Raw genomic sequence first — 21411 nt, forward strand, 5'->3', positions numbered from 1 at the left:
CCACAGTGAACTGCGGGAAAATCCGCCGCAACGCTTACCAATTGTTAAGGTTAATTTTCACAAGCGACCGAATCCGCCGTCGCTTTACAGGCGCAGCCCCGGCCACTAGCTAATGAGGCTTCCTCTCGCCTGCCGGATTCTCCATGTTCGCGATCTTTGAAAGTATTCTGCCAATCTTCCTGCTGATCATCGCCGGCAATGTGCTGCGCCGCACGCCGCTGATCAATGATGAGACATGGCCCGGCCTCGAACAGCTCTGCTACTGGTTCCTCTACCCGTCGCTTCTCTTCATAACCATCGCGAACGCAGACTTTTCCGAGCTTCGGCTGGACGCGATGCTCGGCGCGCTGATCGTCTCCGTTCTCTCTTTCATAGCGCTCGTTCTGGCGCTCTGGCCTGCGCTGCGCGCAACCGGCCTCGTGCGCCACGCACAATATTCCTCGGTTTTCCAGACGGCGGTGCGCTGGAACGGTTTCATGGCGCTGGCGGTGGCCCAAAAACTCTTTCCGCCGGAAGGGGCGGCCGTTGTGGCGCTGGTGATGGCGACGATCATCATCCCGATCAACATCGCCTCTGTCTTTGTGGTGACGCGCTTTGCCGACAGCACCGCTTCGCTCTCCAAAGTGATGCTGGATGTCGCGCGCAACCCGATGATCCTGGCGGCAGCGACGGCAGTCCTGCTGCGCTTCATGCCCTTTGATCTCTACCCGCCGCTCAACCAGACGCTCGATCTGGTCGGACGGGCAGCGCTTGGCATGGGGCTGCTGACCATTGGGGCCAGCCTGCAGACGGACGATTTCCGCGCCGCAGGCGCGTCGCTCTGGATCTCATCCTTCCTGAAGCTTTTGTTCTTCCCGGTCTTGATGATTGCCGTGGCGCTCGGCTTCGGTGTGTCCGGGCCGGCACTCAGCTATCTGGCCCTGTGCGCCGCAGTCCCCACCGCCATGAACGGGTTTCTGCTGGCGCGTCAGCTTGGCGGCGACGCGCCGCTTTACGCCAGCATCACGACGGTACAGACCGCCCTCGCCTTCTTCACGATCCCGCTCGTTCTGACGCTCGTTTCTCAGTTCGTTTCCGGATAGAGCACATCGAGAATGGACGCCGCGTCATGGCGCGCGTCCAGCATGCCGTAGGTGCTGCGCCACTGGCCGGCGAGGCGCGTCTCGATGAAGGCGTCGGCGACCCGGCCGCCGCCCATGCGCCGCAGTTCGGCAGCCGCTGCCGCGAGCGCCAGCTGCTCGGTCAGGATGCGCGCAGAGCCTTCATCCGTCTGGCACACGCGGGCCGCAGCCGCCAGCACCTCAAGCGTTGCGCCGCCCTTTTCGCCAAGATCATTTCCGATCATGCCCAGCACATCGTCAAAGAGCCCGGCATTGCGATCCAGCACGCGCAGCACATCAAGGCCCATCACATTGCCAGAACCTTCCCAGATCGCGTTGACCGGGGCTTCGCGGTAATGGCGCGCAAGCGGCGCTTCCTCCACATAGCCATTGCCGCCAAGACACTCCATCGCCTCATAGGTGACGGCTGGCGCAAGCTTGCAGACCCAGTATTTCACGACCGGCGTCATCACGCGGGCAAAGGCTGCCTCGCCGCGATGATCCGCAGCCTCGTCGAAAGCGCGCGCAAGGCGCATGGAAAGCGCCGTCGCCGCTGCCACATCCAGCGCCATGTCGGCCAGAACGCGCAGCATGAGCGGCTGCTCGATCAGCGTTTTTCCGAAGGCGGAACGATGACGCGCATGATGAACCGCCTCTGCAAGGCTCGCCCGCATGATGCCCGCTGATCCGAGCGCGCAATCGAGCCGCGTCAGCGTGACCATGTCCATGATGGTGCGCACACCGGCTCCCGGCTCCCCCACGAGTTCGCCCATCGTGCCGTCGAACTCCACTTCGGCGGATGCATTGGAGCGATTGCCAAGCTTGTCCTTCAGGCGCTGAAGACGCAGCCCGTTGCCGGCATTGTCTTCCAGAAGACGCGGAACGAGGAAGCATGACAGCCCCCGGTCCGTCTGTGCGAGCATGAGAAACGCATCCGACATGGGGGCGGACAGGAACCATTTGTGGCCCGACAGACGGTAAATCTTGCCTTCCAGCGGCTCGGCGCGCGACGTGTTCGCCCGCACATCCGTTCCGCCCTGCTTTTCCGTCATTCCCATGCCGATGGTGATGCCGGCCTTTTGCGCAAGCGGCTTGCTGGTGTGATCGTATTTGCGCACCGCCACGCGCGGCGCCCAGCGCCGGAAGAGCGATGTATCGGCCATCAGCGCGGCCAGTGACGCATTGGTCATGGTCAGCGGGCACAGATGCCCGCTCTCGAGCTGCGCCGTCATGAAAAAGCGGGCCGCGCGAATCTGGTGGCGCATGCCGGATTCGGATGCCGTTTTCTCCCAGATGGAAGAATGCAGGCCGTTCGCCGCAGAACGCCGCATGAGCGCGTGATAGGCCGGGTGATACTCCACCAGATCAAGCCTGTTTCCGTAACGGTCATGGGTGCGAAGCTGGGGAATTTCGGAATTTGCAAGCCGCGCCAGATCAAGCGCTTCCTGATTGCGCACGAAACGGCCAAGCGTGTCGAGATCCTTGCGCACGGGTTCGGAAAAATTCTCCGCCGCCTGCATCAGCAGCGGGTCGCTGCGCCAGGCGTTCGTACCGGCGATCGGAGGCGACTGGTTCATTACTTCGTGCGTCACGGTTTCACTCTATCAGAACTGCGGCGGCGCGTCGGGAATCAACGCACTTTTAACGATGCATGATGGCAACCACACCTTGCCAATCCATGAAAACGGGGGCGATCCATGAAAACAGAAACCTGTTACTTTTGCCGGATTAATCAAGTGCGCGCGTGATGCGCGCTTGCAGGCTTGCCGGGCGGGGCCTATAGCAAACTCTTGAGATGACAAACACTTCTTTCCCGCTCTATCCGCACCGCCACCTGCTTGGCATCAAGGGCCTGTCGCCGCTGGATATCGAGATGCTTCTCGACCGGGCCGACGCCGCTGTTGCCATTTCACGACAGCAGGAAAAGAAAACCGCCACGCTGCGCGGCCGCACCCAGATAAACCTGTTCTACGAAGCCTCGACGCGCACGCAGTCCTCGTTCGAGCTGGCTGGCAAGCGGCTTGGCGCTGACGTGATGAACATGTCCGTCGCCAGTTCCTCGACCAAGAAGGGCGAGACGCTGCTGGACACGGCCATCACGCTGAACGCGATGCGCCCGGACATTCTGATAATCCGCCATGCGGCGGCGGGCGCGGCTGCGCTTCTTGCCCAAAAGGTCTCCTGCTCGGTCGTGAATGCCGGCGATGGCGCGCACGAACATCCGACCCAGGCCCTGCTCGACGCGCTGACCATCCGCCGCGCCAAGGGCCGGATCGGTGGGCTGACGGTTGCGATCTGCGGCGACGTTCTGCATTCGCGCGTGGCGCGCTCGAACATCGTTTTGCTCAACGCGCTGGGTGCGCGGGTTCGGGTGGTCGCCCCCTCCACGCTTCTGCCTTCCGGCATCGACCAGATGGGCGTCGAGCCGTTCACCCGCATGGACGAAGGCCTCAAGGGCGCGGACATCGTGATGATGCTGCGCCTGCAGCGCGAGCGCATGGCCGGCTCTCTGGTTCCGTCCGTTCGCGAATATTTCCGCCATTTCGGGCTTGATGCGGAAAAGCTGAAAGCGGCGAAGGATGACGTCCTTGTCATGCATCCCGGCCCCATGAACCGCGGCGTCGAAATCGCCTCGGAAATCGCCGACGGGCCGCAGAGCCTCATTCAGGAGCAGGTTGAAATGGGCGTTGCCGTGCGCATGGCCGTGATGGATGCGCTGCTCGATCCGCGACGCAACGCGGAAGGAGGCGCAGCATGAGCGCGACGGTTTTCCAGAACGCCCGCGTGATCGACCCGTCGCGCGGCATCGATGAGCGCGGCGCGGTGATCGTCATCGACGGCGCTATTGCCGCCGCCGGCGCTGATGCGCTGAACCAGGGTGCGCCCGACAATGCAACGATTGTCGACTGCCAGGGCCATGCCGTCATGCCGGGCCTCGTGGATTCGCGTGTTTTCATCGGCGAACCGGGTGCCGAGCATCGCGAGACCATCGCTTCAGCCAGCCGCGCGGCAGCCGCCGGCGGCGTGACATCGCTGATCATGATGCCCGACACCAAGCCCGTCATCGACGATGTGGCGCTGGTGGAATTCGTCAAGCGCACGGCGCGCGAGACGGCCGTGGTCAACGTGTTTCCCTCCGCCGCCGTCACCAGAGGCTTTGCCGGCAAGGAGCTTTCCGAGTTCGGCCTGCTCAGCGAGGCAGGCGCGGTGATGCTCACCGAAGGTCGTGCAACAATTGCCAATGCGCTGGTGATGCGGCGCGCCCTCACCTATGCGCGCGATTTGGGCATCACCATCGCCCATGAGACGCAGGATCCGCATCTTGCCTCCTCCGGCGTGATGAATGAGGGGCTTTTTGCAAGCTGGCTCGGCCTTCCGGGCATCCCCCGCGAGGCGGAGACCATTCCGCTCACCCGTGACCTGATGCTCGCAGGCCTGACGGGCGGGCGCTATCATGCGGCGAAGATTTCGACCGCCATGTCAGCGGCTGCCATCGCCCGCGCCAAGGACGAAGGCGCGCAGGTGAGCGCCGGCATTTCCATCAATCACCTGACGCTCAACGAAAACGACATCGGCGATTACCGCACCTTCTTCCGGCTTTCGCCGCCACTGCGCACCGAAGACGACCGGCTTGCCATGGTGGAAGCGCTGAAATCGGGCGCGATCGACGTGATTGTCTCCTCGCACGACCCGCAGGATGTCGACACGAAGCGCCTGCCCTTTGCCGAAGCCGAAGCCGGGGCCATCGGCCTCGAAACCGTTCTGGCTGCTGCACTGCGTCTCTATCACAATGGCGACCTGCCGCTGCTGCGCCTGATCGAGTGCCTGTCGACCGCGCCGGCACGGCTTTTCGGCCTGCCCGGCGGCACGCTGAAGACCGGCGCGCCTGCCGATCTGGTGCTTGTCGACATTGATGCGCCGTGGATCGTGCGCGAGGCAGACATTCGCTCGCTGTCCAAGAACACCTGCTTTGAAGGCGCGCGCATGCAGGGCCGGGTCTTGCAAACAATGGTTGCAGGCCGCACAGTGTTCAGCGCCTGAGCACTCCGAAACACCGGGGGAGAGAGTCGGATGCCAGATCCCATCAGTTGGCAAGTAGCCTTGCCCTATCTCATTGCCGCGCTTGTCTTCGGATATCTGCTCGGCTCCATCCCGTTCGGCCTCATCATCACGCGGCTTGCGGGCAAGGGCGATGTGCGCAAGATCGGCTCAGGCAATATCGGCGCAACCAATGTGCTGCGCACCGGCAGCAAGAAGCTCGCCGCCCTCACCCTTCTGGGCGATGCGCTCAAGGGCACGGTGGCAGTTCTCCTGGCCGGGCTCTACGGGCCTGATCAGGCGGTCGCAGCCGGGCTTGGCGCGTTTCTCGGCCACCTCTTTCCCGTCTGGCTCGGCTTTCGCGGCGGCAAGGGCGTGGCAACCTATCTCGGCGTGCTCGTCGCCATCGCCTGGCCCGGCGCGCTGATCTTCGCCGCAGTGTGGCTCTCCGTCGCCTTCCTCACCCGCTACTCTTCACTGTCGGCGCTTGTCGCCGCCGTCGCGGTGCCCATCGGGCTTTACCTGCTTGGATATGTGCAGGCGGCGGAACTGTTCGTTCTGATGAGCCTGATCGTCTTCATCAAGCACCGCGCAAACATTGCGCGCCTTCTATCCGGCACGGAAACGCGCATCGGGGGCAAGGGGTGAACGCGCCCCGGGGCGGTGTGCGGCTCAGTGACCGACAGCGCCTCGACTGGCTGCAGCTCCTGCGCAGCGAGAATGTCGGGCCGGCGACCTTTCGCCAGCTCGTCAATCATTTCGGCTCGGCCGCAACCGCCCTTGAGATGATTCCCGAACTTGCGCAGCGCGGTGGCGCCAATCGGCGCATCGTGATCGCGACGCGCGAGGACGCCGAACGCGAAATGGAACAGGCCCGCCGTTTCGGCGCGCGCTTCGTCGCTGTGGGCGAGCCGGAATACCCGCCCCTGATGCGCCGCATGGACCAGCCCCCGCCGCTTCTCGCCATGAAAGGCGATCCCGCAATCGCCCAGCGCCCGACCATCGCCATGGTTGGCGCGCGCAATGCATCCATCACCGGCATCAAGATGGCCCAGCGCCTGGCCTCGGACCTTGGCAGCGCCGGCTTCACGATTGCTTCGGGCCTCGCGCGCGGCATCGACGCTGCCGCCCATAAGGGCAGTCTGGAGACAGGCACCGTCGCCGCGCTGGCCGGCGGGCTCGACAAGCCCTATCCGCCCGAGAACGACAGGCTCTATGGAGAGATCGCCGAGCGCGGCGTGGTGATCAGCGAAATGCCGTTCGGCTGGACGCCCCGCGCGCGCGATTTCCCGCGCCGCAACCGCCTCGTTGCCGGCATTGCCTTCGGTCTCGTGGTGGTGGAAGCCGCCAAGCGGTCCGGTTCTCTCATCAGCGCCAGACTGGCAGGAGAGATGGGACGGCTGGTTTTCGCGGTGCCCGGTTCCCCCTTCGATCCAAGGGCGGGCGGCGCGAACGCGCTTTTGAAAGATGGCGCGATCCTCGTGACCGAGATGGATGACGTGGTGTCGCAAATTCTGCCGCTTCTGGACACGCCGCCCGTGAGAACGGAAAGCTTTGAAGAGCCGGAGCCCCTGATCTCCGCTCCGCCCCCAAGCGAAAGCGAGCGCGACCACATCGTCAACACGATGGGACCGACGCCCGTGCTTATCGATGATCTCATTCGCCATACCGGGCTACACCCGGCACAGGTCATGACCATATTGCTTGAACTTGATCTGGCGGGCCGGCTCGAACGGCACTCAGGAAGCGCGGTCTCGCTTGTTCCCACCGACATCTAGCTCAAGACGGCATTCCCCGACCCCGCGACCTTGCCCGACCCGATGCGGTCGTTCGCCACGAATGATGTCGCTGGCCTCAAGATAGGCCATTTCGATCAGGTAGGCGAGCATATCGCACCGTTCGGAAAGCGCCATCGTCCGCAATTGCCCGAGCATCGCCTGAACGTAATCAAGCGTCTCGGTACGTCTCCTTCCATACTGTTCGCCCATTCGCCGACACTCCCTTCCAGCGCGCGGCACCCCTCTTCACAGCCCCGATGCTCCTGTTGTGCAGCCCCAGTGTTGCCTGTTTCCCCGGTACTTCTCCATTAAGGACCCAGATGGAGTATACATGCCGTTATAAACAAATAAACGATAAATTTACGATAAACGCACCGCCGTCCACAGCCCTTCGCCAGCGGACGAAATTCCCATTGGCCCTTGACCGCGGGGTAAAGCACGGCCATGTGACGGGGCTGGATTCGTTCAAAATGCGGGGCGCGGCGACAAAGCCGGAAGCCTGCGGGGAAATCTGAAAGCTTATGGATCTCGTTATCGTCGAGTCGCCTGCCAAGGCGAAAACCATCAACAAATATCTGGGCTCGAACTATAAGGTTCTCGCCTCCTTCGGCCATGTGCGCGATCTGCCGGCCAAGGACGGGTCCGTTCGCCCGGACGAAGACTTCGCCATGTCGTGGAGTGTCGACAGCCCTTCCGCCAAACGCCTGAGTGATATCACCAAGGCCGTGAAGGAGGCTGACACCCTTATCCTCGCCACTGACCCGGATCGCGAAGGTGAAGCGATTTCCTGGCATGTGCTTGAGGTTCTGAAACAGAAGAAGGCGCTGAAGGACAAGCCGGTTCGCCGCGTCGTCTTCAACGCCATCACCAAGAAATCGGTTCTCGATGCGCTCGCCAATCCGCGCGACCTCGACACGCCGCTGGTGGATGCCTATCTCGCCCGCCGCGCACTCGATTATCTGGTAGGCTTCACCCTGTCGCCGGTTCTGTGGCGCAAGCTGCCGGGCGCACGCTCGGCCGGCCGCGTTCAGTCCGTGGCGCTCAGGCTCGTCTGCGACCGCGAAGCCGAGATCGAGCGCTTCATCCGCGAAGACTACTGGCAGATCGCGGCAAAGCTCGCCACGCCCCGCCAGGAGAGCTTCGAGGCACGCCTGACGACGCTTGAAGGCAAGAAGCTCCAGAAGCTCGACATCAAGAGCCAGGAGCAGGCCGACGACATCAAGGCCATGCTGGAGGGCGCGACCTTCCGCACGCTGTCCGTCGAGGCCAAGCCGACGCGGCGCAACCCCGCACCGCCCTTCACCACCTCGACCATGCAGCAGGCCGCCTCCTCGCGCCTCGGCTTCGGCGCATCGCGCACCATGCAGGTCGCGCAGCGCCTTTATGAGGGCATCGATATTGGCGGCGAGACCGCCGGTCTCATCACCTATATGCGTACCGACGGCGTGCAGATGGCGCCCGAGGCGCTTGATCAGGCCCGCAAGGCGATCGGCGACAATTTCGGCGAGCGCTACCTGCCCGAGAAGCCGCGCTTCTATTCGGTCAAGGCCAAGAACGCCCAGGAAGCGCACGAAGCGATCCGCCCGACGGATTTCTCCCGCACGCCCGACCAGATGCGCCGCTATCTCGATCCGGATCAGGCCCGTCTCTACGAGATGATCTGGAAGCGCGCCATCGCCAGCCAGATGCAGCCGGCAGAGATCGAGCGCACCACGGTCGAGATCCTTGCCGAGAACGCTGGCCGCAATGCGGGCCTGCGCGCCGTTGGCTCGGTGATCCGCTTTGAAGGCTTCCTTGCCGCCTATGCAATCGACAAGGACGAGAACGCCGACGACGAAGAGAGCCGCCGCCTGCCCGAGATCCGCGAGGGCGAGGAGCAGACCCGCGAGACCATCGACGTCACCAAGCACACGACCGAGCCGCCGCCGCGCTATTCCGAAGCCTCGCTCATCAAGAAGATGGAAGAGCTCGGCATCGGCCGCCCGTCCACCTATGCCGCGACGCTGAAGACGCTTGAGGATCGCGATTACGTGATCATCGAGAAGCGCCGGCTCATGCCGCAGGCCAAGGGCCGTCTCGTCACGGCGTTTCTGGAGAGCTTCTTCGAGCGCTACGTGGAATACGACTTCACGGCCAGCCTTGAAGAGAAGCTCGACAAGATCTCCGACGGCCAGCTCTCCTGGAAGGATGTGCTGCGCGATTTCTGGCAGGACTTCTCCGGTCATGTGGACGAGATCAAGGAACTGCGCGTCACCAATGTTCTCGATGCGCTGAACGAGGAACTTGCTCCGCTCGCCTTCCCGGCAAAGGAAGACGGCACCGATCCACGCGCCTGCCCGCGCTGCGGCACCGGCCAGCTTTCGCTAAAACTTGGCCGGCACGGCGCATTCGTCGGCTGCTCCAACTATCCCGAATGCGGCTTCACCCGCCAGTTCGGCGAGGCTGGAAACGGCGAGAATGGCGAGAACGGCGTCGACGGCGACAAGGTGCTCGGCAAGGATCCGCAGACCGACGAGGACATCACCCTGCGCTCGGGCCGTTTCGGCCCCTATGTGCAGCGTGGCGAAGGCAAGGAAGCCAAGCGCGCCGGTCTGCCCAAGGGCTGGTCTCCGGCCGACATGGATCTGGAAAAGGCGCTCTCGCTTCTCGCCCTGCCGCGCGAGGTGGGCGAGCATCCCGAAACCGGCAAGATGATCTCCGCCGGCATCGGTCGCTATGGCCCCTTCCTGCTTCATGATGGCGCTTACGCCAATCTGGAAAGCGTCGAGGATGTGTTCACCGTCGGCCTCAACCGCGCGGTGACCGTCATTGCCGAGAAGAAGGCCAAGGGCGGTCGCGGCCGCTCCACGCCATCGGCGCTCAAGGAGCTTGGCGATCATCCCGACGAGGGCGGCAAGATCACCGTGCGCGACGGCCGTTATGGCCCCTATGTCAACCACGGCAAGATCAACGCCACGCTTCCCAAGGGCAAGGACCCGATGGAAGTGACGCTTGAGGAAGCCGTGGAGCTGATCGCGGCAAAAGCGGCCAAGGGCGGAAAAAAGAAGCCGGCTGCCAAGAAAAAGCCTGCTGCGAAGAAGACAACGACGGCAAAGAAAACCACCGCGGCCAAAAAGAAGACCGCAGCCAAGAAAGAGGAATAACGCCTTGGCGCGCAGCATCTCCGGCAAGTCCAGATCCAAGCCCCGTTCGGCAAAATCATCCGGCGCGAAAGGGGCATCTGGCGCAAAAGGGCCTTCCGATACGCGACTGCCCAGCCGCGACGAGGTGCTGCGCTTCATCACCGACAACCCAGACCGCACGGCGAAGCGCGACATTGCCAAGGCGTTCGGCCTCAAGGGCGGCGACCGCATCTGGCTGAAAGATATCCTGCGCGACCTGCAGGATGAGGGGCTTTTGAAGAAAACCCGCAAGCGCCTGCTGCGCCCCGGCGCGCTGCCGCATGTGGTGGTGCTCGACATCTTCTCGCGTGACGCATCGGGCGCATTGCTCGCGCGCCCCGCAGAGAAAGACGATCAGGACGAGGGCGAAGGCCCCCTGCCCCTGGTCGAAATCCGCACCCAGAAGGGCGGCAAGGCCGCCGGCATTGGCGACCGCGTTCTGGCCCGCGTCTTTCCGACCGAAAGCAAGGATGGTCCGGCCTATACGGGCCGTGTCATGAAGGTCTTCGAGAAGCGCCGGCAGAATGTGCTCGGCGTCGTGCGCAAATCGAAGGATGGCGGCTTCCGCATCGAACCGGTGGAGCGCACGCAGCGCGAACTGGTGATCGACGCGGATTATCTTAACGATGCCCAGGACGGCGATCTGGTCGAGGTCGAACCGGTCTCCGGCGGGCGCTACGGCCCCTCGCGCGGCAAGGTCACCTCGGTCATCGGGTCGCTGTCGAGCGAAAAGGCGGTCTCCATGATCGCCATTCACGCCCATGAAATCCCCCATGTCTTCCCCGATAAGGTGATCGCGGAGGCGGAGGCCGCTGAACCGATCACGCTTTCGGGCCGTGAAGACTGGCGCGACCGCCTTTTGATCACCATCGACCCGGCTGACGCCAAAGACCATGACGACGCGGTCATGGCCGAGCCTGATCCGGACGAGAAGAACCGTGGCGGCTTCATCGCCACCGTGGCCATTGCCGATGTCGCGCATTATGTGCGTCAGGGATCTGCGCTCGACCGCGAAGCGCTCAAGCGCGGCAATTCGGTCTATTTCCCCGACCGGGTGGTGCCGATGCTGCCCGAGCGCATCTCAAACGATCTGTGCTCGCTCCGTGAAGGCGAAGCCCGCCCGGCCATGGCCGTGCGCATGCGCTTTACCGCGACGGGCCGCAAGATCGGCCATTCGTTCCACCGCGTCATCATGCGGTCTGCGGCAAAACTCTCCTACCAGCAGGCTCAGAGCGCCATAGACGGCAATCCCGACGACAAGACGGGTCCGCTTCTGGAAACGATCCTCCAGCCGCTGTGGGACGCCTATGGCGCGCTCAGGCGCGGCCGCGAGGAGCGCCAGCCGCTCGAACTCGATCTGCCGGAGCGCAAGATCCTTCTGAAAGAAGATGGCACGGTCGACCGCGTTGTCGTGCCGCCGCGCCTCGATGCGCACAAGCTCATCGAAGAATTCATGGTGCAGGCCAATGTGGCCGCTGCTGAAACGCTGGAAGCCAAGCGTCAGGCGCTTGTCTACCGCGTGCACGATGCGCCCTCGCTCGCCAAGCAGGAGGCGCTGCGCGAATTCCTGCAGAGCTTTGAGATTTCGCTGGCGCGCGGCGCACAGCTGAACCCCTCGCAGTTCAACGCCATTCTCTCCCGCGTGCGCAACACCGAGCACGAACAGCTTGTCAACGAGGTGGTCCTGCGCTCCCAGAGTCAGGCCGTTTACGCGCCGGAAAATCTCGGCCATTTCGGTCTGAACCTGCGCCGCTACGCACACTTCACCTCGCCGATCCGTCGCTACGCTGACCTGATCGTTCACCGCGCACTGATCTCCGCACTCGGTCTGGGCGATGATGGCCTGAAGCCCGAGGAAGAGGCGCGGCTTGAAGAGACCGCCGCCCTGATTTCCGCCACCGAGCGCCGCGCCATGGCCGCCGAACGTGACACGGTCGACCGGCTGGTCGCCGAACACCTCTCCAGCCGTGTCGGCGAGGAATTCGACGCCCGCATCTCCGGTGTCGCCAAGGCCGGCCTCTTCGTTCAGCTGCCGGATTACGGCGCGGACGGTTTCGTTCCCGTTTCCACTTTGGGCGACGAATACTATATCTATGACGAAGCGCGCCACGCCATGGTGGGCGAGCGCAGCGGCCGTGGCTTCCAGCTTGGCGATTCCGTCTCGGTTCGCCTCGTCGAAATCGCGCCGATGGCCGGCGCGATGCGCTTCGAGATGCTGAGCAAGCCCGACAAGCTTCCCGGCTCCATGAAATCCTTCCACAAGGCCAAGGGCCGCCGTCGAAGCAGCCAGGGCAAAAGCCGCCGCGCCAGCCAGAGCAGGAGACGGTAATGGAACAGAAGGTTTACGGCGGCGCAGCAGCCGGGCAGAAGCCGACACGCCCGCTTGGCGAGGCGATGAAGCGCGGTTTTCTGGGGCGCTGCCCCAATTGCGGCCGTGGCAAGCTGTTCCGCACCTATCTCAAGACCGCCGACGAATGCTCCGAGTGCGGCGAGGCCTTCCATCATCACCGCGCCGACGATCTGCCTGCCTATCTGGTGATCTTCGTCGTTGGCCATATCGTGGTCGGCGCGTTCATGGGACTGGAAGCCGTGACCGACTGGGCCGGCTGGGTTCATCTGGCCATCTGGGTGCCGCTCACGATCATCATGTCGCTGCTCCTCATCGAACCGATGAAGGGCGCAGTTGTCGGGCTGCAATGGGCCTATTACATGCACGGTTTCGGTGGCGAGGAAGATATCATCGAAACCCACCCGGAGCTTGATGCTTCCGCCTCAGACGAGATGCGCTGACGCCGCATCGATGCGGCACAGCGATGCGAGCTTTCAGGAGACAGCGATGAGTGATCGGCCAAACCGTATGGACGGTCTCGACAAGGCGGCGGTGGACCGCGCCGAGGCAAAGGACTTTTCGCTTGGCGGAAAGCCGATGCGCCCGCGCGACGCGGCAACGCTCATCCTGCTCGACCGCAGCGGCGATCAGGTGCGCGTTCTGATGGGTCGCCGCCACCACAAACACGCTTTCATGCCCGGCCGCTTCGTCTTTCCCGGTGGACGCACGGACCCCGCCGACAGCCGCATTCCCGTCGCCTCCGGTCTCCACCCGGATGAAGAGCGTCGTCTCATCGGCACCGGATCGCGCGCCACGGCCGCGCGCGCCCGCGCCGTCGCCATGTCCGCAATCCGCGAAACCTATGAGGAAGCAGGGCTTCTGATCGGTGAAAAGGGTGCGTTTTCGACTGCTGCAAAGGACTGGCAGGGCTTTGTCGAGCACGGCGTCTGCCCGTCGCTTTCGGGCCTTCGCTACATTGCCCGCGCCGTGACGCCGCCGCGCCGCGTGCGCCGCTTCGACACACGCTTTCTCGCCGCCTGGCGCGATGACGTGGCCGTCGAACTGCCCGATGGCGGGCCGACCCACGAACTGGAAGAGCTGGTCTGGCTTCCCATTCCTGAAGCCAAGGAAACCGAGGTTCCGCTGATCACCTGCACGATCCTCGATGATCTAGAGGCGCGTCTCAAGGTCGATCCCGACCTTGCCCCCGGCGCACCCGTTCCTTTCTACGCAATGCGCCGCAACCGCTTCGAGCGGACGCTTATCTAGAGCAATTCCAGGAAAAGCGGAAACGCTCTAGAGAATTTTTCTGAGCGGAATCAGATCAGGCTCCAGCCGAAGCGGGCCGCAACGATGATCATGAAGATGCCGAACGCCGTTTCGAGCTTTCGCTTGTCGAGCGCATGGGCGATCCGCACACCGAGCGGCGCAACCAGAAGCGTGATCGGGATGATCAGGAACACCGCAATCCAGTTCACATAGCCGGTCGAGGCGACCGGCAGAAGCGGTTCGCCCCACCCGGCCCACACATAGCCAAACAGGCCCGGTATTGAGATCAGAACGCCGACGCCGGATGACGTCGCTACAGCCTGGTGCATGGGACGGTTGAACAGCGTCATGAAGGTGTTGTTCAGAACGCCGCCGCCAATGCCCATCAGCGTCGACAGGAAGCCGATCAGAACACCGACCATCGAGCGCACGGGATTGCCCGGAAGCTCCGTGCCGAGCCGCCAGCTCTCGCGGTTCAAAAGCAGCCGCACACCGACAAGAAGCGCGATCACCGCAAAGATGGCGCGCAGGCCGCCGCTCGACACATAGGCCGCAACGAGCGAGGCAAGCACCACGCCCACCGGCACCGCGATGACGAAACTCTTCAGGAGGTCCATATCCACCGCTCCGCGCAGATAATGCGCGCGGAACGAGCGCAGCGAGGTGGGCACGATGATGGCCAGCGAGGTGCCGACGGAAAGATGCATGCGCACCGCCTCGTCCACACCGACCAGCCCGAAGACCTGATAGAACACCGGCACGAGGATCGCCCCGCCGCCAATGCCAAACAGCCCGGCCAGAACGCCCGCCACGACGCCCGCAGCCGCAAGGGCAGCGGCAAACATGGCGATCTCGCCAATCGGTAGGTTCATGTCAGTTTCCTCTCCCGCCCCGGTTCGGCCGATCCGCTCGGCTGAAACACCCCATGGCTTGTTGCAGATTATGCGTGATGATTGAACGCGCCTCAGGCCGCGTCACGCTGCGTGCTGAGATCAACGGCGGCAAACGCCGCGCGCAGCACCTCCGGCCCCGCGCCTGCCCGCGTCGCCTCGCTCGACAGGATCTGCCGGTAGCGGCGCGCGCCGTCATAGCCGTGGAACAGACCGATCATGTGCCGCGTCACATGCGACAGGCGTCCGCCTGCTTCAATGTGCCGCCCGGCATAAGCCGCCATGGCGTCGATCAGCCCTTCGAAATCAACCTTCTGCGGCGTGCTTCCGGCAAGGAGCGCATCGACGCCGGCCAGAACGACCGGGTTCTGATAGGCCGCGCGCCCCATCATGACGCCATCCACATGCGCAAGATGCGCGGCGGCGTCCTCCAGCGTTGCAACCCCGCCATTGATGCCGATGAAGCGGTCTGGGTGCGCCGCCTTCAGGCGATAGACACGGTCATAATCGAGCGGCGGGATTTCGCGGTTTTCCTTGGGGCTGAGCCCCTGAAGCCAGGCCTTGCGCGCATGCACCCACAGCGCATCCGCACCAGCCGACCAGGAAGCCTCCGCCAGCGCATCAAGCGCTGTCTGCGTGTCCTGCTCATCCACGCCGATCCGGCATTTGACCGTGACGGGAACCGACACACGCTCCTTCATTGCGGCGACACACGCACCGACAACCTCCGGCGTCTTCATCAGACATGCGCCGAACGTGCCGGACTGCACCCGGTCGGAGGGGCAACCGACATTGAGGTTGATTTCGTCATAGCCAAATTCAGCGCCGATCTCCGCGGCCTGCGCCAGCTTCTGCGGATCGGAGCCGCCAAGCTGCAGCGCCACTGGATGTTCGCTCTCGTCAAAGCCCAGGAGGCGCGACCGGTCACCATGGATCGCAGCATCTGCAACAACCATCTCCGTATAGAGCAGCGCGCGCTCTGTCAGCCGACGATGGAAGTAGCGGCAATGCCGGTCCGTCCAGTCGATCATGGGCGCTACGGCGAATTTTTGATTGTACTCAGCCATTTACGGGTTCTGTCTGCAGTGTTTCATGATGCGGCGCGGTCACGCGCCTCTCTGCGCAGATATGTGCCCCATCGCGCACCATTTTTCAAAGGTAACATGCGCTGGAGCACCGGACCGAAGGATGGAAACCGGATTTTGCCCCGTTTTTCAATCGCCCCCTAACCGGCGATGGCCCGGCGACTGCCTGTCAGATAGGCGGTGAAAGCGTAGACCATGGCCGCGAATGCGCAGCCCACCAGCGCCGCGGAATTCTGATCCACGGTGAGCAGAAGGAGCGTCACAATCACGCCCGCGTTCAGCGACAGGATGGCGGCAGGCGCACTGACCCGGTGGCCCAGGACCGCTGCAAGCACGGTCGGCAGGAACACGGCGAGCGATGAAAAGGCGGCGATGATGGAAGACAGGAGGTCACCGAACAGCGCCCCGATCAGGGCCATGCCGGCGAAAACGGCGACCACCATCAGCTGTAACTGCCTGAGTGGCAGCATCGTGCGCTCAAGCCCGGTCATCAGCGGCATGACAAATGTGTCCATGGTCGACATGACCACGGCGATCAGCATCAGGTCGACGATCCAGCCATGGCCCGCCGGCACAAGACCGTGCAGGCCGCTCGTTATCGCGCCCTCCACTGCGCCGCCGAGCCCAAGCCAGACGATGCCGAGATAGCACAGGAGGCAAAGCGGGGCGCCGGCGAGAAATGCCCTGCGCGCCACCTGCGGATCGCGCGCCGTCGCCATGCGCTGCCAGTTGTCCACCGCCAGCACCGCGCTGACCGGGATGAAGAGCCAGACACCGATAAGGAGCGGCAGCCGATAAGGGCCCAGATCGAAGAATGGCCCGGTCTGCGGAACCGCACCCAGATTGGCGAATGTCAAAAGCGCAATGCCGGCAACGATGATGAGCGACTGCACGACATCCGTTTCCGTGGCCACGCGATAGCCGCCGATGGCCGTGTATGCGCCGGCGCAAAGGGCCGCGAGCCCCACCGCCGCGAGCTGTGATACGGGCAGGATCGTCATCAGGATCGCCGCCAGCGCCAGCAATTGCACGGTCGCGCGCAGCAGAAACACGAACGCAATGGGCAGCCAGACCAGAAGGGGCTGCCGGATGCGGTGGGTGACCACGATCAGATCGATCAGCCCCCTCACCCCGTGCCGTTCAGAGAGCGCATGCACGTTCGGTGCGATGATTGCGCAGATCACGAGGCCAAGCGTGTAGGCGAATGCCAGCGAAACGCCGATCACGGGGCTCGCCGCCGAAAAAAGCATGATCGCCACGAAGGTGCCGATTCCGATATTGCCGCAGACAATGCCCGCAAGCGTGCCCCAGAACCCCGTGCGGCCGGAATTGAAGATGAAATCGTCGCGCGTTCCCGAAGGCGCGCGCCAGAGCGCATAGAGCGCCGGAAGCGCCAGAACCGCGCCGATCAGCGGCAATTGCAGATTGATGTCCATCGTCGGTCTTCTGTCCCGGTTCCCGCCCACTGAAACGCCGATTCGCGTGACGGGAGACTAGGCGTGCCGCCAGACCGGAAGCACCGTCTGAACGGACAGTGTGGCCCCGTTTCGATGCCACAAGCGCCATCTGAAAGTGCTCACTCCCTCAAATGGGAGAGGCGCTTGGTTTCCCCATTTGCTCGATTGCCGGCAGCATTCTGCAGAAAGTGAAAGCCGGCATGACAACCATACTGATCATCGTCCTCGTCCTGTTTGGCGGGTTCGTCTTCTTCCAGAACCGCCTCGCATCGGCCCGCAATTCCGTACTGAACGGCTTTTCCGGCGTTCAGGTGCAGCTCAAGCGACGACACGATCTGGTTCCCGCGCTCGTCTCGGCGGCGCGCAGCGCCATCGCACAGGAAAACCGCCTGTTCGACAGCATTCTGGACGTGCGTGAAAAGGCGGTCGCCGCACTCAATGGCAGGATGGAAGAGGTTCAGGAGGCCGAGGCCGAACTGACGGCGAGCCTGCGCAGCTTCTTTGGCTATACGGAAGATCACCCGGAAATCACCTCGACGGGGAACATACTCGAGCTGCAGAAGCAGCTTGAAGAGACCGAAGACCAGGTCAGCGCCGCGCGCCGGCTCTACAATGGCAATGTCGAGCGCTACAACACCATGCTCGATGCGATCCCCTCAAGCTGGGTCGCCGCCATGCTCCGTTTCGAGCGGGCAGACTTCTTCGCGCTCTCGGATGCCGAACGCAAACATGTCGAGGCCGTGCCGGCCATCGATCTGCCGGGAGCGCAGGCGTGAACGCCGTCAGCGGCCACTGGGATCCCGTTCAGGGGACCATCTCGGTCGAAACCGACGACATCTCGCAGATCAAGACCGGCATCACCCTGCCCGCTCCGGTTCGGCGTTTCCTTCCCATCGCCGCGCTTGCCGCCATGTTGTGGACCTTCGTGCAGGGTTTCCTCGCTGACGGGTTCCCCTTCATTCCGGTCGCCGTCACCACGGTTCTTTTCGGCGCATTCATCTTCGCCGCAGAGCTGGAGAACGAAGATGGCCGAAAGACCCTGCGGCGCGTCAGGCTCGCACGGCAGAAGGGCTGGACCTACACCGGCAAGCTGATGGAGCGGGTGATGGCCTATCAAACGGCCTGGTCCTCGGATGGTGCGGAACGGCGCGCACAACGTGTGAAATCGGAACGCGCCAGAGCCGTCGAGACCCTTGTTCCGGAGCTGACGAAGCTTCAGGTCGGCGCGTTCATGGGCGCTGAGTTCGACGGCGAATTCTGGGGCAAAAGCACCAAAGACGACCTGCCTTTCTGGATGGCCATCGGCGCCATGCAGATGGAGGCCGGGCTTGCGGCAGACAAGTCGCTGCGTGAAGACGCGCATGGCGGCAAAGGCGGCTTCGGCGTCTTCTTCTCATTGCTCGGGGCCTACAGAATTGGCCGCAAGACAGGCGTTCGCGCCGTCATCCGCCCGGAAAACCTGGTCAACAGGGGGCCGCTCGACCGGGACATCAAGACCGAATCCGTGCAGTTCAACGCCGCCTTCAACATCACCGGAACAGCAAAGAGCGGTGATGAAAACGCGGTGGAGCACGACATTCTGCGCATTCTCACCCCCGCGACACAGGCGACCATGCTCGACCTGCTTCAGCGCTACCACAATGTCGGTTTCGTGGTGGATGACGATGTTCTGTTCTTCATGGCGCAGGACAGGCTTGTGGGCAAGAACGCCAACCCCGACCGGATCGACACACTTCTGGCCGGCATAGCGGCAGACTTCGAAGAAGCGAAATTCGCCATCAAGCGCTACGTCGAATAGGCGCGTAGCCATCTGTATCCTGTTCCGGCTGGCATCGCTGATGCCGGCCCGGTCTGCGCATTCATGCGGACGTCTGGTGTTTCCACCTGACTGCAAAATGCTCTAGGTTTCCCCCGTTTCGGGGAATCTGCACGCCCCGTTCAGTGTCGGTTCAGCCGGCGTCTGCCAGAAGGGCATGCAGGAGGAACCCATGGAAGCCAAATACTTAGCGCGTGTGAACGGCCCGCCGCTGTTCTACCGGAAATGGCGCTCGGCATCGCAGCCGCGCACTTCCGTCCCGCGCAGGGCCGTGTTCATCGGCCACAGCCAGCCCACCCATTCCGGCATGCTGTCGGATCTGGCGGAAGGGTTTCGCGCCGCCGGCTGGGATGCCCATTCCGGCGATATTCGCGGCCATGGCAAAAGCACGGACGCCCAGGTGCCGCTCGGCCATCTGGACACCGGCGATGGCTGGTCGCTGGCCGTGGACGACATGCGCCATCTTCTGGAACGCAGCTTTGATGGCGTCGGGTGGGAAGACCGCCTCGTCGTGGTGCCGAACATCACGGCGCTGATGACGCTTGAAGTGATGAAGACCTGGCACGACCTTGCCCGCCACATCGTGCTCATCTCGCCGGTTCCCAACCAGAGAACGCTTGCCCTGTTCGGCAAAGCCTTTTCAAAGGTCCGCATGCGTCTTCGCGCCGCCGACCAGCCGGACGAACAGATCCTGCATCACCTCTATGCCTTTCTCGGCGCGCATCTGCGCGACCGGGAGCATCCGGCAGATGTCATCAGCACCGACCGGGACCTGATCCGCGAGATCGTGTCCGACCCGGAAGGCTGGCCCATTCCCAGCCCCGCCTACTGGTCGAACATCTTCTCGGGCATGCTGTCCGCCTGGAAATGGCCAAACAATGCGCGCCTCAAGCCCGGCACCCGGGTTCTGGTGATGTTTGGCGGTGAGGACGCCATGCTGCGCGATGGCGGGTTCCTGCCGCCCATCGAACGCTTTCTGGCTGAAGTCGGCATTGAGGACGTCGCCGCCGAACGTGTCGAAGGCGTACGCTCCGGCCTGTTTCTGGAAGAAAGGCGCTTCGGCATTTCAAAACGCATTCTCGACTGGGTCGGTCAGGATGGCGCAGCGACCGCTGACGCACGCTACAGCGAAGTGGACGTCGCACAGCTGGCGAGCGATGTGATCGCCCGCCTCGGCGGCGGAGCCGCGCCCGCAGACATGCGCCCCGACGAACTGGTCGAGCTCTGCTACAACGCCATTGATGACGAGACGCGCTGGACCGAGGTGATTTACCGGATCATCTACGAGGCCGAGCAGGATGGCGAGATGACGGAGGCCGAACTGGCCGAGCGCATCGAACGCCTGATGCCCCACTGGGAGCGGGCCTTCAGCCTCAACCGGCAGGTGATGATGAACGCCACGCTGGGCGTCCTGCTTCAGGCGGTCATCGACAAGCTGCAGATCGGCATTGCTATCCTCGATGCCGATGGCGCACTGCTGCACGCCAATACGACCTACCGGGAAACGCTCTTACGTATTTTTCCCAAAACTTCCCCCGGTACCGATGGCGATGCCTTCAGCGCGGCTGCCACCCGCCGACTGTTCGTTTCAGGCGCATCCGCCGAGGACACCGGAAAGGTCAACAATGACCGGATCGTGCTGCACGACAATGCGCCGGTCGGCTTCCATTTTCACCCGCAGGCACTCCGGCAGACCGGACTTCAGCGCCAGGGCCCGGCAAGCATCCTCATCCTGCGGGCTACGGAACGCGACGATGACGACAACACGCGCCGCGTGCTCACCGAGCTGGCCTATGGGCTGACCGGCAAGGAAGCGGAAATCGCGCTCCTGATCGCCGAAGGGATGTCGCTGGATGAGATCGCCGGAGAACTGGGCATTCTTGTCAGCACCGCGCGCGGGCACCTGAAGAAGGCGTTTCAGAAGATGAGCGTTCACAGCCAGGCCGAGCTGACGGCCCGGATCATGTCCGGGCCGGTGGGCTGGCTGAAATGAGGGGCCGCCCGGTTTTTAACGTCGCCCCGGCGCATAGACCTCGCAGCCCTGCCGAAGCGCGGCCCGCCTGTCCGGCTGGCATTCACAGACCGGCGTAATGCCCGAGCCGGTCACGCAGGAGACGCGTTTGACGTAACAACCCTGTGCGCGCACCGTGGCCGCATGATTGAAACGCCCGTCCCGCTGCCGCTTGGGAAAGCCGCGCGTTGAACGCGCAAGCGCCACCGAGAAGCGTCGTCCGTGCTCATTGCGCATCTTGCCCTGCCAGTTGACCCAGGCCCGCGCCACGGCTCCCTTGCCGGTGCGGTGTCCCTTGCTGCTCGCCTCGACCGCCTGAATGGAACAGATCGTCTTGGCCATCGCGGCAGGCGCATGGCCGACGATGGCAAGGCCCAGCATGGCAGCCAGTCCAATCAAAAATCTTCGCATCTGGTTCTCCTTCACCCTGCGTTCTTCAATGCAGGCAGGAGACACGATCATGCGGCGCGTGGCCTC

At 63.5% G+C, this 21411-nt stretch carries 18 protein-coding genes; 12 read left to right on the forward strand and 6 right to left on the reverse strand.

All coding sequences use genetic code 11. The features are described 5' to 3' along the window. The first annotated feature begins 143 nt into the window (after positions 1-143). Positions 144-1082 (forward strand): AEC family transporter, encoded by a 939-nt coding sequence (locus JYP46_RS06555; RefSeq protein ID WP_113155116.1) that lies wholly within the window; start codon positions 144-146, stop codon positions 1080-1082. Here JYP46_RS06555 and JYP46_RS06560 read toward each other — a convergent pair. After that, a complete protein-coding gene (locus JYP46_RS06560; protein WP_204360903.1) occupies positions 1064-2677 on the reverse strand; it encodes an acyl-CoA dehydrogenase family protein in 1614 nt (537 codons plus the stop codon). The two genes, JYP46_RS06555 and JYP46_RS06560, sit on opposite strands and share 19 nt — an antisense overlap. Positions 2678-2895: 218 nt before the next feature. Between JYP46_RS06560 and JYP46_RS06565 the strand changes: the two genes are divergently transcribed. The 4 genes from JYP46_RS06565 to dprA are packed head-to-tail and all read left to right on the forward strand — an operon-like array spanning position 2896 to position 6916. Next, entirely contained in the window at positions 2896-3858 is a 963-nt protein-coding gene (locus tag JYP46_RS06565; protein WP_113155114.1) for an aspartate carbamoyltransferase catalytic subunit, read from the forward strand. Next, positions 3855-5141, forward strand: a complete 1287-nt coding sequence (locus tag JYP46_RS06570; RefSeq protein WP_113155113.1) for a dihydroorotase — start codon at positions 3855-3857, stop codon at positions 5139-5141. Before JYP46_RS06565 ends, JYP46_RS06570 begins: the two co-directional genes overlap by 4 nt. 30 nt (positions 5142-5171) lie before the next feature. Continuing rightward, complete coding sequence (gene plsY / locus JYP46_RS06575) at positions 5172-5786, forward strand: glycerol-3-phosphate 1-O-acyltransferase PlsY (protein WP_206547620.1); 615 nt, start codon at positions 5172-5174, stop codon at positions 5784-5786. Beyond that, positions 5783-6916: a DNA-processing protein DprA gene (gene dprA, locus JYP46_RS06580; RefSeq protein WP_206547621.1), complete on the forward strand. Its 1134-nt coding sequence runs from the start codon at positions 5783-5785 to the stop codon at positions 6914-6916. The genes plsY and dprA overlap by 4 nt, the downstream gene beginning before the upstream one ends. Here dprA and JYP46_RS06585 read toward each other — a convergent pair. Then, the gene (locus tag JYP46_RS06585) at positions 6878-7126 is read right to left on the reverse strand and encodes a hypothetical protein (RefSeq protein ID WP_113155110.1); all 249 of its coding nucleotides are present in this window, start codon (positions 7124-7126) and stop codon (positions 6878-6880) included. The genes dprA and JYP46_RS06585 overlap by 39 nt on opposite strands. Before the next feature lie 311 nt (positions 7127-7437). Between JYP46_RS06585 and topA the strand changes: the two genes are divergently transcribed. From topA to JYP46_RS06605, 4 genes are all read left to right on the forward strand, one after another. Next, a complete protein-coding gene (topA, locus tag JYP46_RS06590; protein ID WP_206547622.1) occupies positions 7438-10059 on the forward strand; it encodes a type I DNA topoisomerase in 2622 nt (873 codons plus the stop codon). 4 nt (positions 10060-10063) lie between these two features. After that, positions 10064-12406, forward strand: a complete 2343-nt coding sequence (gene rnr / locus JYP46_RS06595; RefSeq protein ID WP_206547623.1) for a ribonuclease R — start codon at positions 10064-10066, stop codon at positions 12404-12406. Then, positions 12406-12867 (forward strand): DUF983 domain-containing protein, encoded by a 462-nt coding sequence (locus tag JYP46_RS06600; protein WP_113155107.1) that lies wholly within the window; start codon positions 12406-12408, stop codon positions 12865-12867. The genes rnr and JYP46_RS06600 overlap by 1 nt, the downstream gene beginning before the upstream one ends. A gap of 67 nt (positions 12868-12934) precedes the next feature. Continuing rightward, on the forward strand, positions 12935-13675 hold the full coding sequence (locus tag JYP46_RS06605; protein ID WP_206545509.1) for an NUDIX hydrolase: 741 nt from the start codon (positions 12935-12937) through the stop codon (positions 13673-13675). Positions 13676-13725: 50 nt separating this feature from the next. On the opposite strand, the gene JYP46_RS06610 is transcribed toward JYP46_RS06605, so the two are convergent. The 3 genes from JYP46_RS06610 to JYP46_RS06620 all read right to left on the reverse strand — a co-directional run bounded on the left by JYP46_RS06610 (position 13726) and on the right by JYP46_RS06620 (position 17086). Continuing rightward, positions 13726-14547: a sulfite exporter TauE/SafE family protein gene (locus tag JYP46_RS06610; RefSeq protein WP_206545382.1), complete on the reverse strand. Its 822-nt coding sequence runs from the start codon at positions 14545-14547 to the stop codon at positions 13726-13728. Between the two features lie 92 nt (positions 14548-14639). After that, a complete protein-coding gene (gene dusA, locus JYP46_RS06615) occupies positions 14640-15632 on the reverse strand; it encodes a tRNA dihydrouridine(20/20a) synthase DusA (RefSeq protein WP_206547624.1) in 993 nt (330 codons plus the stop codon). A 158-nt stretch (positions 15633-15790) separates the two neighbouring features. Beyond that, positions 15791-17086, reverse strand: coding sequence for a sodium:solute symporter family transporter (locus JYP46_RS06620; RefSeq protein ID WP_206547625.1), 1296 nt, complete (start codon positions 17084-17086; stop codon positions 15791-15793). 221 nt (positions 17087-17307) lie between these two features. Between JYP46_RS06620 and JYP46_RS06625 the strand changes: the two genes are divergently transcribed. The 3 genes from JYP46_RS06625 to JYP46_RS06635 all read left to right on the forward strand — a co-directional run bounded on the left by JYP46_RS06625 (position 17308) and on the right by JYP46_RS06635 (position 20916). Continuing rightward, entirely contained in the window at positions 17308-17883 is a 576-nt protein-coding gene (locus JYP46_RS06625; protein ID WP_206547626.1) for a LemA family protein, read from the forward strand. After that, positions 17880-18905, forward strand: a complete 1026-nt coding sequence (locus JYP46_RS06630; protein ID WP_206547627.1) for a hypothetical protein — start codon at positions 17880-17882, stop codon at positions 18903-18905. The genes JYP46_RS06625 and JYP46_RS06630 overlap by 4 nt, the downstream gene beginning before the upstream one ends. A gap of 190 nt (positions 18906-19095) precedes the next feature. Further along, the gene (locus JYP46_RS06635) at positions 19096-20916 is read left to right on the forward strand and encodes a serine aminopeptidase domain-containing protein (RefSeq protein WP_206547628.1); all 1821 of its coding nucleotides are present in this window, start codon (positions 19096-19098) and stop codon (positions 20914-20916) included. Between the two features lie 15 nt (positions 20917-20931). Here JYP46_RS06635 and JYP46_RS06640 read toward each other — a convergent pair whose 3' ends face one another. Next, the gene (locus JYP46_RS06640; RefSeq protein ID WP_206547629.1) at positions 20932-21345 is read right to left on the reverse strand and encodes a hypothetical protein; all 414 of its coding nucleotides are present in this window, start codon (positions 21343-21345) and stop codon (positions 20932-20934) included. Between the last annotated feature and the right edge of the window lie 66 nt (positions 21346-21411).

The sequence above is a fragment of the Nitratireductor aquimarinus genome (assembly GCF_017255295.1).
GTDB classification, from domain to species: domain Bacteria; phylum Pseudomonadota; class Alphaproteobacteria; order Rhizobiales; family Rhizobiaceae; genus Nitratireductor; species Nitratireductor aquimarinus.

Coding starts and splice junctions, on each gene's coding strand:
- JYP46_RS06610 (WP_206545382.1), bottom strand. CDS start 14,547: ATGAACCTACCGATTGGCGAGATCGCCATGTTTGCCGCTGCCCTTGCG.
- dusA (WP_206547624.1), bottom strand. CDS start 15,632: ATGGCTGAGTACAATCAAAAATTCGCCGTAGCGCCCATGATCGACTGG.
- JYP46_RS06635 (WP_206547628.1), top strand. CDS start 19,096: ATGGAAGCCAAATACTTAGCGCGTGTGAACGGCCCGCCGCTGTTCTAC.
- JYP46_RS06640 (WP_206547629.1), bottom strand. CDS start 21,345: ATGCGAAGATTTTTGATTGGACTGGCTGCCATGCTGGGCCTTGCCATC.
- JYP46_RS06585 (WP_113155110.1), bottom strand. CDS start 7,126: ATGGGCGAACAGTATGGAAGGAGACGTACCGAGACGCTTGATTACGTT.
- JYP46_RS06605 (WP_206545509.1), top strand. CDS start 12,935: ATGGACGGTCTCGACAAGGCGGCGGTGGACCGCGCCGAGGCAAAGGAC.
- JYP46_RS06600 (WP_113155107.1), top strand. CDS start 12,406: ATGGAACAGAAGGTTTACGGCGGCGCAGCAGCCGGGCAGAAGCCGACA.
- JYP46_RS06560 (WP_204360903.1), bottom strand. CDS start 2,677: ATGAACCAGTCGCCTCCGATCGCCGGTACGAACGCCTGGCGCAGCGAC.
- topA (WP_206547622.1), top strand. CDS start 7,438: ATGGATCTCGTTATCGTCGAGTCGCCTGCCAAGGCGAAAACCATCAAC.
- plsY (WP_206547620.1), top strand. CDS start 5,172: ATGCCAGATCCCATCAGTTGGCAAGTAGCCTTGCCCTATCTCATTGCC.
- JYP46_RS06565 (WP_113155114.1), top strand. CDS start 2,896: ATGACAAACACTTCTTTCCCGCTCTATCCGCACCGCCACCTGCTTGGC.
- JYP46_RS06555 (WP_113155116.1), top strand. CDS start 144: ATGTTCGCGATCTTTGAAAGTATTCTGCCAATCTTCCTGCTGATCATC.
- JYP46_RS06625 (WP_206547626.1), top strand. CDS start 17,308: ATGACAACCATACTGATCATCGTCCTCGTCCTGTTTGGCGGGTTCGTC.
- JYP46_RS06620 (WP_206547625.1), bottom strand. CDS start 17,086: ATGGACATCAATCTGCAATTGCCGCTGATCGGCGCGGTTCTGGCGCTT.
- JYP46_RS06570 (WP_113155113.1), top strand. CDS start 3,855: ATGAGCGCGACGGTTTTCCAGAACGCCCGCGTGATCGACCCGTCGCGC.